A 10,867-nucleotide genomic window follows, 5' to 3' on the forward strand; every position below is an offset into this window, starting at 1 on the left:
AATCGTGGAGGAGCTAAGTGGACACATCTTCAGTCCGGGACATTTTCGTCATAGGCGGCGGCATCAACGGTTGCGGCATCGCCCGTGATGCCGTTGGGCGCGGGTTTTCGGTCTTTCTCGCCGAGATGAACGATCTCGCCAGCGGAACCTCGTCCGGCTCGACCAAGCTGATCCATGGCGGGCTGCGCTATCTCGAATTCTACGAATTCCGCCTGGTGCGCGAGGCACTCATGGAGCGCGAGGTTCTGTGGAAGAACGCGCCGCACATCATCTGGCCGATGCGCTTCGTGCTGCCCTATGCCAAGGGCCTGCGCCCCGCCTGGCTGATCCGGCTTGGCCTTTTCCTTTACGACCACATTGGCGGGCGCAAATTGCTGCCGGCGACCAGGACGCTCGACATGACGAGCGACCCGGCCGGCAAGCCTTTGAAACCCTTGTTCAAAAAGGCTTTCGAATATTCCGACGGCTGGGTCAACGATGCGCGGCTGGTGGCGCTGAATGCACGTGACGCCGCTGACCGGGGCGCAACGATCCGGACCCGCACGAAAGTGATTGGAGCCCGCCGCGAAGGCGGCATCTGGACGATAGAGATCGAGAACCTGCAGACCGGCGAGACCGAAGAGGTCAAGGCCCGGTTGCTGGTCAATGCGGCGGGTCCTTGGGTCGACCACGTGCTGTCCGGCGTCGTCGGGCAGAATGACGTTCACAATGTTCGCCTCGTGCAGGGCAGCCACATCGTCATCGCCAAGAAGTTCGACGATCCGCGCGCCTATTTCTTCCAGAACAAGGATGGCCGCATCATCTTCGCCATTCCCTACGAGGACGAGTTCACGCTGATCGGCACCACCGATCAGGATTATCCCGGCGATCTGCATGATGTGAAGATCAGCAACACAGAGACCGATTATCTCTGTGCGGCGGCCAGCGAGTATTTCGCGGTTCCGGTCAAGCGCTCGGACATCGTCTGGACCTATTCGGCCGTGCGTCCGCTCTATGATGACGGCGCCTCCAAGGCGCAGGAAGCGACACGCGACTATGTGCTGAAGGCAGATGGCGGAGAGGGCGCCGCGCCGCTGGTCAACGCGTTTGGCGGCAAGATCACCACCTATCGCCGGCTGTCGGAATCGATGCTGGAGAAGATCGAAGGGTTTCTCGGCAGGCGCGGCAAGCCGTGGACATCAGATGCGCCGCTGCCAGGCGGCGATTTTCCCGCCACCGGTTTCGATGCGCAGGTGACGAGGCTGAAATCGGCCTATCCGTTCCTCGACGCACGCCTGGCCCGCCGGTTGACCCGGCTTTACGGCACGCGAGCGCAGGTTCTTCTGGGCCTGGCCAAATCGAATGCTGATCTGGGCCGCAATTTCGGTGCCGATCTCTACGAGGCCGAGATACGTTACCTCGTTGAAAACGAATGGGCTATCACGGCTGAAGATGTACTGTGGCGCAGGACCAAGCGCGGCCTGCATCTCGGCCGCGAGCAGGTGGCATCGCTCGATGAATTCATGCGCGGCATAAGCCGACGGCATGTCGCGGCTGCTGAATGAAGAAGGTTTTGAGCTGATGCGGAAAGCCTGGGAGGAGGCGTCATGCTGGAACTGAGGAACGTCACCAAGACGGTAGGTGCGGTCGAGCACATCCGCGATGTGTCGCTGACGCTTCAGCACGGCTCGCTCAACGTTTTGCTCGGGCCCACGCTTTCCGGCAAGACCAGCTTGATGCGGCTGATGGCCGGCCTCGATGTGCCGACTTCCGGCTCGGTCTGGTTCGACGGCCAGAATGTCACCGGCACGCCGGTGCAGAAACGCAAGATCGCCATGGTCTACCAGCAGTTCATCAACTATCCGGCGATGACCGTCTATGACAATATCGCCTCGCCGCTCAGGGTGGCCGGCGTCGAGCAGCGCAAGATCGACAGTCAGGTGCGCGAAGCGGCGGCTCTCCTCAAGCTGACCCCCTATCTCGACCGTACGCCGCTCAGCCTGTCGGGCGGCCAGCAGCAGCGCACGGCGCTGGCGCGTGCCATCGTCAAGAATGCCAGCCTGGTGCTGCTCGACGAACCGCTTGCCAATCTCGACTACAAGCTGCGCGAGGAATTGCGGGCGGAACTGCCAAGGATATTTGCCGCCGCCGGCACCATCTTCGTTTATGCCACCACCGAGCCGCATGAGGCACTGCTGCTCGGCGGCAACACGGCAACGCTGTCGGAAGGCCGCATCACCCAGTTTGGGCCGACCATCGACGTGTTCCGCAAACCGGTCGATCTGGTGACGGCCAGGACCTTCGCCGATCCGCCGCTCAACACCATTGTGCTGGCCAAAAAGGGGGCGGATTTTCTGCTCGAGGGCGGGGTCAAGCTGCCGGTGCCGGCGGAACTCGTCGGCATCGCCGATACGAACTATACGATCGGCTTCCAGCCGCACCATCTTTCGCTCGATCGGCCCAATGTCTCCGCGGTGCCGGTGCGGGCAAAGGTCACCATCACCGAAATCACAGGGTCCGAGAGCTTCATCCATCTCGACTTTGCCGATGCCCGCTGGGTGATGTTGACCCACGGCATCAGGGATTTCGAGACCGACGCGGTGGTCGAGGTGTTCATCGACCCGCGTCACATCATGGTCTTCGACGAGCACGGCCAGGCCGTGACCGCGCCGAAGCTGGCGGCTTAGGAGGGACGATATGGCACGCATCGACGTCAACCATGTCAGGCATTCCTATCTGCCGAACCCGCGCACGGATGCCGATTTCGCGCTACGCGAAGTGCACCACATTTTCGAGGATGGTGGTGCCTATGCGCTGCTTGGGCCGTCCGGCTGCGGCAAGACCACGCTGCTCAACATCATATCGGGGCTGCTTCACCCTTCCCACGGCCAGTTGCTGTTCAATGGCAAGGACGTGACCACACTGTCGACGCAGGAGCGCAACATCGCGCAGGTGTTCCAGTTCCCGGTCATCTACGACACCATGACCGTCTACGACAACCTGGCCTTCCCGCTGCGCAATCGCGGCGTGCCGGAACCAGATGTCGACCGCAAGGTGCGCGAGACGCTTGACATGATCGACCTGGCCTCGTGGGCGAAAAAGAAGGCAAGGGGCCTGACCGCCGATCAGAAGCAGAAGATCTCGCTCGGCCGTGGACTGGTGCGCTCGGACGTCAACGCCATCCTGTTCGACGAACCGCTGACCGTCATCGATCCGCACATGAAATGGGTGCTGCGCTCGCAGTTGAAACAGCTCCACCGCCGCTTCGGTTACACGATGGTCTATGTCACGCACGACCAGACCGAGGCGTTGACCTTCGCCGACCAGGTGGTGGTCATGTATGACGGCGGCATCGTGCAGATCGGCACGCCGGCGGAACTGTTCGAGCGGCCGCGTCACACTTTTGTTGGCTATTTCATCGGCTCGCCAGGCATGAATGTCGTGCCGGTGGCAATCGAAGGCAGGACGGCGACGCTCGGCTCGGAACGGATCGAATTGCCTGGAGTACCGAAGGCGGGCAGCGGCGCGGTCGAGCTTGGTATCCGCCCGGAATATGTGCGGCTGGGCCGCGATGGAATGGCCGTTTCAATCACCAAGGTCGAGGATGTCGGCCGCCACAAGGTGGTGCGCGCCAAGCTGGAAGGCCGCGACATAGCGGCGGTCATCGGCGAGGACGAAACCGTACCCGCCGAACCAAAGGTGCGGTTCGACCCGGCCGGCATCAACATCTATGCCGATTCCTGGCGGGTCGAGATGGGGGCGTAGATGGAAAAGACCTGGAATAACAAGGCCTGGTTCCTGGTGCTGCCGGTGCTTGTGCTGGTGGCCTTCACCGCGGTCATCCCGCTGATGACGGTCGTCAACTATTCGGTGCAGGACACGTTCGGCAACAATGTCTTCACCTGGGCAGGCACCGAATGGTTCGAGGACCTGCTCTCGTCCAGCCGCTTCTGGGAAGCGATGGTTCGCAACCTGATCTTTTCCTTCATCATCCTGGCCATCGAAGTGCCGCTCGGCATCTTCATCGCGCTCAACATGCCGAAAAAGGGCTGGGGCGTGCCGGTCTGCCTGGTGCTGATGTCGCTGCCGCTGCTGATACCGTGGAACGTGGTCGGCACCATCTGGCAGGTGTTCGGGCGCAGCGATATCGGTCTGATGGGCTACTACCTCAACGCGATCGGCATAGACTACAATTATGTGCAGGATCCATTCGACGCCTGGGTGACGATCATCATCATGGATGTCTGGCACTGGACGAGCCTTGTCGTGCTGCTCTGCTATGCCGGCCTGGTCTCGATCCCGGATGCATTCTACCAGGCGGCCAAAATCGACGGTGCGTCGCGCTGGGCGGTCTTTCGTTACATTCAGTTGCCGAAGATGCAGCGCGTGCTTCTGATCGCCGTGCTGCTGCGGTTCATGGACAGCTTCATGATCTACACCGAACCCTTCGTCGTCACCGGCGGCGGTCCGGGAAACTCGACGACGTTCCTGTCGATCGACCTCGTCAAGACGGCACTCGGCCAGTTCGACCTTGGTCCGGCCGCAGCAATGTCGCTGGTCTACTTCCTCATCATCCTGTTGTTGTCATGGGTGTTCTACACCGTGATGACCAACTACGACGCGGAGCGCTGATATGGCTGGCGCCAACGAACGCACCGAGCGCAATGCAATGAGCCGGACCGCCGCCGCGGAAGGGGGGCTCGCCAGTTCGCTGTCACAGGGCGAACTCGACCGGCGGATGCGCCGGCGCGGCGAGGAATCGCGTTGGTGGTGGATCGTGCCAACGCTCTACATCATCGTTCTGCTGCTGCCGATCTACTGGCTCATCAACATGAGCTTCAAGACCAATGCCGAGATCGTCAACTCGCTGACGCTTTATCCGCATGCACCGACGATCGCCAACTACGTCACCATCTTCACGCAGAAGGCCTGGTATTCCGGCTACATCAACTCGATCACCTATGTCGTCATGAACATGGTGATTTCGGTGTCGGTGGCTCTGCCGGCGGCTTACGCTTTCTCGCGCTATCGCTTCCTTGGCGACAAGCATCTGTTCTTCTGGCTGCTGACCAACCGCATGGCGCCGCCGGCCGTGTTCGCGCTGCCCTTCTTCCAGCTCTATTCGGCCTTCGGCCTCATCGACACGCACATAGCGGTGGCGCTGGCGCACTGCCTGTTCAACGTGCCGCTGGCGGTGTGGATCCTGGAAGGTTTCATGTCGGGCGTGCCGAAGGAAATCGACGAGACAGCCTATATCGACGGTTATTCCTTTCCGCGGTTCTTCATCAAGATATTCATGCCGCTGATCGCCAGCGGCATCGGCGTCGCCTGTTTTTTCTGCTTCATGTTTTCGTGGGTCGAACTGCTGATCGCCCGCACGCTGACCACGACCGATGCCAAGCCGATCGCCGCGACCATGACGCGTACGGTGTCGGCCTCGGGCATGGACTGGGGTCTGCTGGCAGCCGCCGGCGTTTTGACGCTGATCCCCGGCGCGCTCGTGATCTGGTTCGTACGAAACTATATCGCCAAGGGCTTTGCCCTGGGGAGGGTCTGACATGAACCTCGATTTTTCCTGGATGGCGTGGACCTGGCCGACGGCCGCGTTCTTCAGCGTCATCGCGCTGCTTCTGCTTGGCATGGGTGTCTGGGAATACGCCTCGCCCGGCGGCAATCCGCGTATAGGCGTGCTGCGCTTCGAGACGACGCGCGGCGATCGCCTCTTCGTTTCGCTGCTTGGCAGCGCCTTCATCCATCTCGCTTGGCTGGGTCTGGTTGGGCCCAGCCTGTGGTGGGCTCTCGCTCTCTCCGTGGTCTACGCAATTGGCGTGTTCCGCTACGTATAGAGGGGGATACTGATGGAGCGGCCGCGCGTAGGTGGTCGCTCCAGTTCGCACATGAAACCTTTTAAAAACTCGGAGGAGACACAATGCGACGGCAATTTTTAACATCAACGACAGCCCTTGTCCTTTTGCTCGGCGCGGGCCACGCCTATGCCGGAATGGATGAGGCAAAAACCTTTCTCGACAAGGAGATAGGGCCTCTTTCGACGCTCTCGCGCGCCGACCAGGAAAAGGAAATGCAGTGGTTCATCGATGCGGCCAAACCGTTTGCCGGCATGGACATCAAGGTCGTCTCGGAAACCTTGACCACCCACCAGTATGAATCGCAGGTGCTGGCGCCTGCCTTCACCGCCATCACCGGCATCAAGGTCACGCATGACGTCATCCAGGAAGGCGACGTCGTCGAGAAGATCCAGACCCAGATGCAGACCGGCCAGAATCTTTATGACGGCTGGGTCAACGACAGCGATCTGATCGGCACCCACTGGCGCTACCAGCAGGTGCGCGATCTGACTGATTGGATGGCGGGCGAAGGCAAGGACGTCACCGATCCGATGCTCGACGTCAACGACTTCATCGGCACCAAGTTCACCACAGCGCCGGACAAGAAGCTCTACCAGCTTCCCGACCAGCAGTTCGCGAACCTCTACTGGTTCCGTTATGATTGGTTCAACGACGAAAAGAACAAGGCCGACTTCAAGGCCAAGTACGGCTATGACCTCGGCGTGCCCGTCAACTGGTCGGCTTACGAGGACATTGCCGAGTTCTTCACCGGCCGCGACGTCGGCGGCAAGAAGGTCTATGGCCACATGGACTACGGCAAGAAGGATCCGTCGCTCGGCTGGCGGTTTACAGACGCCTGGCTGTCGATGGCCGGCAACGGCGACAAGGGCCTACCGAACGGCCTGCCGGTCGATGAATGGGGCATCAAGGTCGATGAGAACTCTCGTCCGGTCGGCTCATGCACGGCGCGCGGCGGCGACACCAACGGCCCGGCGTCGGTCTATGCGATCCAGAAATACCTCGACTGGTTGAAGGCCTACGCGCCGCCGGAGGCGCAAGGCATGACCTTCTCTGAATCGGGTCCGGTTCCGGCGCAGGGCAATGTCGCCCAGCAGATCTTCTGGTACACCGCCTTCACCGCCGACATGGTCAAGCCCGGCCTGCCTGTCATGAACGACGACGGCACGCCGAAATGGCGCATGGCGCCGTCTCCGCACGGCTCCTACTGGAAGGACGGCATGAAGCTCGGCTACCAGGACGTCGGGTCGTGGACGTTGATGAAGTCGACACCGACTGACCGCGCCAAGGCCGCCTGGCTCTACGCGCAGTTCGTGACCTCCAAGACCGTGGATGTGAAGAAGAGCCATGTCGGTCTCACTTTCATCCGCGACTCCACGATCCACGACAAGAGCTTCACCGAACGCGCTCCCAAGCTCGGCGGCCTGATCGAGTTCTACCGTTCGCCGGCGCGCGTACAGTGGACGCCGACCGGCACCAATGTTCCCGATTATCCGAAGCTGGCACAGCTCTGGTGGCAGAACGTCGGTGACGCTTCGTCGGGCTCCAAGTCGCCGCAGGAAGCAATGGATGGCCTCTGCGCCGACCAGGAGAAGGTTCTGGAGCGTATAGAGAAGTCGGGTGTCCAGGGCGATATCGGTCCGAAGATGGCCGAAGAGCATGACCTTGCTTACTGGAATGCCGACGCGGTTAAGAAGGGCAACCTCGCGCCGCAGCTGAAGCTGGACAATGAGAAGGAAAAGCCGGTCACCATCAACTACGACGAGTTGGTCAAGAGCTGGCAGAAGTAAGACGGTCTATGCGGGCGTTCGCGCCCGTGTGAATTGAGGGAGGCGGCGCGTTGCCGTCTCCCTTCTTTGTGTCAAGGCGGAGGATGCGCGAATGAGCGGTTTTGTGCTGGCGATCGACCAGGGGACGACATCGACTCGGGCGATCCTGTTCGACGGTCAGATGAAGGTCGTGGGCAGCGGGCAGAAGGAATTCGCCCAGCACTATCCGGCCTCCGGCTGGGTCGAGCACCATCCCGAAGAGATCTGGGCGAGCGTCATGACCACCGTGAAGGCTGCACTGAAGGCCGCTGGCCGCGAGGCTTCCGATGTGGCGGCGATCGGCATCACCAATCAGCGCGAGACCGTCGTCATCTGGGACAAGGCGACGGGTAAGCCGATCCACAACGCCATCGTGTGGCAGGACCGGCGCACCGCGCCTCTGTGCCAGAAGCTGAAGAAGCAGGGGCTGGAGAAGAAATTTACACGCAAGACAGGGCTTCTGCTCGACCCCTATTTCTCGGGCACCAAGATCGCCTGGATGCTGGACAAGGTGAGGGGCGCGAGGAAACGTGCCGAGAAGGGCGAATTGCTGGCCGGTACCATCGACAGTTTTTTGATCTGGCGGCTGACCGGCGGCAAGGTTCACGCCACCGACGCCACCAACGCCTCGCGCACGCTGGTCTATAATATCGAGAAGAATGCCTGGGACGACGAACTGCTTTCCATCCTGCGCATCCCGGCCGCGATGCTGCCGGAGGTCAAGGATTGCGCCGACGATTACGGAGTTTGCGAGAAGGGGCTGTTCGGGGCCGAGATAAAAATCCTCGGCGTTGCCGGCGACCAGCATGCCGCGAGCATCGGTCAGGCCTGTTTCGAACCGGGCATGATGAAATCCACCTACGGCACAGGCTGTTTTGCGCTGCTCAACACCGGCAGCGATCTGGTGCGCTCCAAGAACCGCCTCTTGACGACCATCGCCTACCGGTTGAACGGCAAGACTACTTATGCGCTGGAAGGCTCGATCTTCATCGCTGGAGCTGCCGTGCAATGGCTGCGCGACGGCATCAAGGTGATCGGCAAGGCCGAGCAGAGCGGCAAGCTCGCGGCTGAAGCCGATCCGACGCAGAACGTCTATCTAGTACCGGCCTTTGTCGGCCTAGGCGCGCCGCACTGGGACGCCGAGGCCCGTGGCGCCATCTTCGGACTGACCCGAAATTCCGGTCCGGCCGAGTTCGCCCGAGCGGCTTTGGAATCCGTTGCCTACCAGACCCGCGACCTGCTCGATGCCATGCACAAGGATTGGAAGGGCGCCAAGGCAAAGACGGTGCTGAGGGTCGATGGTGGCATGGTGGCTTCAGACTGGACCATGCAGCGCCTGGCCGACATTCTCGATGCGCCGGTCGATCGGCCGACCATTCTCGAGACGACCGCGCTGGGGGCCGCCTGGCTCGCCGGCTCGAAGGCGGGCGTGTGGCCCGCGGCGAGGGAGTTTGCGAAAAGCTGGGCACTTGAGCGACGGTTCGAGCCTGATATGAATAGCTCGATCCGATCCACCAAGCTGGCAGGCTGGCGCGATGCGGTGCGAAGGACGCTCAGTGTGTCATAAAGAGCCGTCTGATTGGGCGAGGGGGAAATGGAGCCAAACTGGTATTCTGCTTGGCGCGACGAGGCAATCGAGCAGTTGGAATCCAAGAATAGCCGCTTGGAGAAAGAATTCCGCATTGGCCACTGGTCGCGCTATGACTTGAAGAATGGAAGCCTCTTGTTCTCCCAGGATGAGGCGACCAAGGTGATCACCGGAATCCAGCTCGCCGGTTCCACAAACGCAAAGGCACAGAACTGGCTGTGGGCATGGGCGAATTTAAATTTGCCCGATAGTCTTCTCAGAGACGCAAGGCTGGTCCGATCTTTCGGCGAGAAGAACAACATCCGCGAACTGACTCAGCCTTACGTGATAGATGCGGAGAATGAGCTTGAAGTGCTGGGTTGGGAATTGACCGCCGTAATGGTTCGAATTTGCGATGCACTAGGAGCGTACCGCTCACCCCAAGGTGAAGGTGGTGCGCTTTTTTATGTCCTCAAGAGCGTCAACTGGGCAGGCTGATGCCGTTCGGCAATTAAAGGTACAAGGCCCGCGCCAGCTATGGCGCGGGCCTTTCGACGCATTGTATTCATCCTCACGCAGGATCAGTAAGGCGAACGGCACTCCCGACGAGGACCATTGTTCGGCTGGAAGGTGTTGTCCGAGGCGCGATAGCTCCGATAGTGGTCGTAGCACCACTGCACATGGGCATTGCCTTCATAGACGCGGTTGTTCTCGTTGGCGATCGCGCCGGTGATCAAGGCGCCAGTCGCAAAAGCCGCGAGCGGGAACCAGTAGTCGCCGTGACGGCGATAGCCGCGGTGATATTCACGATAGCCGCGATGACCATTCCAATACATGTCACCGTTGCGGCTAAAGCTGCGATTGCGTGAGAAATTGCGGTCGAAGGAGCGGTTTCTCCTCCACTCCCGGTACTGCACTGTCTGCACATCCGGCGTTGCCGCCTGGGATAATGGTACGTAGGCCGGCTGGGCGTTGACCGGCACTACCTCCGCCGCGACGAATGTGGCCGAGAGGGCGGCGGCAAGCAGGCCCGTTGTGATTCTATTCATTGGTATTCTCCTCAAGCGTTTGTCGGACGTCCCATTGGCAAAAAACGATAGCGCGTCGGATTTGTTCCCCATGCCGGCCGCCGCCGCCGGACTGAGATCGAAACTGCCTGGCTGCTCGCCAGAACCCGGGGACCAAGCGGGGGCCAATGATTTAGGGCAAAGAGCGGGTTTGGAACCCATCTTTTCCGGTTGACCGGTCGCGGCACTCTCCCTATGTTCCGCGCAATTTCGAGGGCGGCCTTTTCGAGCCCGCGGGAGCGCGTAGCTCAGCCGGTAGAGCAACTGACTTTTAATCAGTAGGTCATGGGTTCGAATCCCATCGCGCTCACCACTGTCAGACGGTCCGTTCCGGACACATGGGTTACGGTTTATACCGGAGACATGGGTAACACTTTTGGCCCGAACGGGTTTTGGAGTGGTTCGAGCCTGCATGTCTCATCGTCGAAATATCCCAAATCGTAGTCCATGAAGCTGGCCACCAGATGTGATCCTCGACCTGTTTGATGCCGAGGGTCTGGCCGGCAAAGACGAGGCTGAGATTGATCTTCTTTCTGTTATAGCAGATGCGGCCGCAGGTGGTGACGGTGACGGCCTTGTCGT

The 10,867-nt window shown here is 60.6% G+C and carries 10 protein-coding genes, 1 tRNA gene and 1 pseudogene; 10 read left to right on the top strand and 2 right to left on the bottom strand.

Translation table 11 applies throughout. The features are described 5' to 3' along the window. The first annotated feature begins 17 nt into the window (after nucleotides 1-17). The 9 genes from glpD (at nucleotide 18) to M653_RS0120255 (ending at nucleotide 9,716) form a co-directional block, all read left to right on the top strand. Nucleotides 18-1,544, top strand: a complete 1,527-nt coding sequence (gene glpD / locus M653_RS0120215; RefSeq protein WP_027144965.1) for a glycerol-3-phosphate dehydrogenase — start codon at nucleotides 18-20, stop codon at nucleotides 1,542-1,544. 42 nt (nucleotides 1,545-1,586) lie between these two features. Further along, nucleotides 1,587-2,666, top strand: coding sequence for an ABC transporter ATP-binding protein (locus M653_RS0120220; RefSeq protein WP_027144966.1), 1,080 nt, complete (start codon nucleotides 1,587-1,589; stop codon nucleotides 2,664-2,666). Between the two features lie 10 nt (nucleotides 2,667-2,676). Beyond that, complete coding sequence (locus M653_RS0120225; RefSeq protein WP_027144967.1) at nucleotides 2,677-3,744, top strand: ABC transporter ATP-binding protein; 1,068 nt, start codon at nucleotides 2,677-2,679, stop codon at nucleotides 3,742-3,744. Further along, a complete protein-coding gene (locus tag M653_RS0120230) occupies nucleotides 3,745-4,611 on the top strand; it encodes a sugar ABC transporter permease (RefSeq protein WP_027144968.1) in 867 nt (288 codons plus the stop codon). Nucleotides 4,612-4,717: 106 nt separating this feature from the next. Beyond that, nucleotides 4,718-5,536: a carbohydrate ABC transporter permease gene (locus M653_RS0120235; RefSeq protein ID WP_245262239.1), complete on the top strand. Its 819-nt coding sequence runs from the start codon at nucleotides 4,718-4,720 to the stop codon at nucleotides 5,534-5,536. Nucleotide 5,537: 1 nt separating this feature from the next. After that, entirely contained in the window at nucleotides 5,538-5,825 is a 288-nt protein-coding gene (locus M653_RS0120240) for a DUF2160 domain-containing protein (protein ID WP_027144970.1), read from the top strand. A gap of 83 nt (nucleotides 5,826-5,908) precedes the next feature. Next, complete coding sequence (locus tag M653_RS0120245) at nucleotides 5,909-7,633, top strand: ABC transporter substrate-binding protein (protein ID WP_027144971.1); 1,725 nt, start codon at nucleotides 5,909-5,911, stop codon at nucleotides 7,631-7,633. A 91-nt stretch (nucleotides 7,634-7,724) separates the two neighbouring features. After that, nucleotides 7,725-9,218: a glycerol kinase GlpK gene (glpK, locus tag M653_RS0120250; protein WP_027144972.1), complete on the top strand. Its 1,494-nt coding sequence runs from the start codon at nucleotides 7,725-7,727 to the stop codon at nucleotides 9,216-9,218. Nucleotides 9,219-9,230: 12 nt separating this feature from the next. Then, nucleotides 9,231-9,716: a DUF6882 domain-containing protein gene (locus M653_RS0120255; RefSeq protein ID WP_245262237.1), complete on the top strand. Its 486-nt coding sequence runs from the start codon at nucleotides 9,231-9,233 to the stop codon at nucleotides 9,714-9,716. 83 nt (nucleotides 9,717-9,799) lie between these two features. On the opposite strand, the gene M653_RS0120260 is transcribed toward M653_RS0120255, so the two are convergent. Beyond that, the gene (locus tag M653_RS0120260; RefSeq protein ID WP_027144974.1) at nucleotides 9,800-10,267 is read right to left on the bottom strand and encodes a BA14K family protein; all 468 of its coding nucleotides are present in this window, start codon (nucleotides 10,265-10,267) and stop codon (nucleotides 9,800-9,802) included. A 255-nt stretch (nucleotides 10,268-10,522) separates the two neighbouring features. Here M653_RS0120260 and M653_RS0120265 point away from each other — a divergent pair. Then, nucleotides 10,523-10,598 (top strand) — tRNA-Lys (locus M653_RS0120265). Between the two features lie 37 nt (nucleotides 10,599-10,635). Here M653_RS0120265 and M653_RS1000000138255 read toward each other — a convergent pair. Continuing rightward, nucleotides 10,636-10,867: pseudogene (locus M653_RS1000000138255) on the bottom strand (integrase); the annotation flags it as partial.

The sequence above is a fragment of the Mesorhizobium sp. WSM3626 genome, from assembly GCF_000513935.1.
GTDB lineage: Bacteria > Pseudomonadota > Alphaproteobacteria > Rhizobiales > Rhizobiaceae > Mesorhizobium > Mesorhizobium salmacidum.

Excerpts from the sequence above, each read along its gene's own strand:
- glpK (WP_027144972.1), top strand. The coding sequence starts at position 7,725 with ATGAGCGGTTTTGTGCTGGCGATCGACCAGGGGACGACATCGACTCGG.
- M653_RS0120235 (WP_245262239.1), top strand. The coding sequence starts at position 4,718 with ATGCGCCGGCGCGGCGAGGAATCGCGTTGGTGGTGGATCGTGCCAACG.
- M653_RS0120225 (WP_027144967.1), top strand. The coding sequence starts at position 2,677 with ATGGCACGCATCGACGTCAACCATGTCAGGCATTCCTATCTGCCGAAC.
- M653_RS0120230 (WP_027144968.1), top strand. The coding sequence starts at position 3,745 with ATGGAAAAGACCTGGAATAACAAGGCCTGGTTCCTGGTGCTGCCGGTG.
- M653_RS0120260 (WP_027144974.1), bottom strand. The coding sequence starts at position 10,267 with ATGAATAGAATCACAACGGGCCTGCTTGCCGCCGCCCTCTCGGCCACA.
- M653_RS0120220 (WP_027144966.1), top strand. The coding sequence starts at position 1,587 with ATGCTGGAACTGAGGAACGTCACCAAGACGGTAGGTGCGGTCGAGCAC.
- M653_RS0120240 (WP_027144970.1), top strand. The coding sequence starts at position 5,538 with ATGAACCTCGATTTTTCCTGGATGGCGTGGACCTGGCCGACGGCCGCG.
- M653_RS0120245 (WP_027144971.1), top strand. The coding sequence starts at position 5,909 with ATGCGACGGCAATTTTTAACATCAACGACAGCCCTTGTCCTTTTGCTC.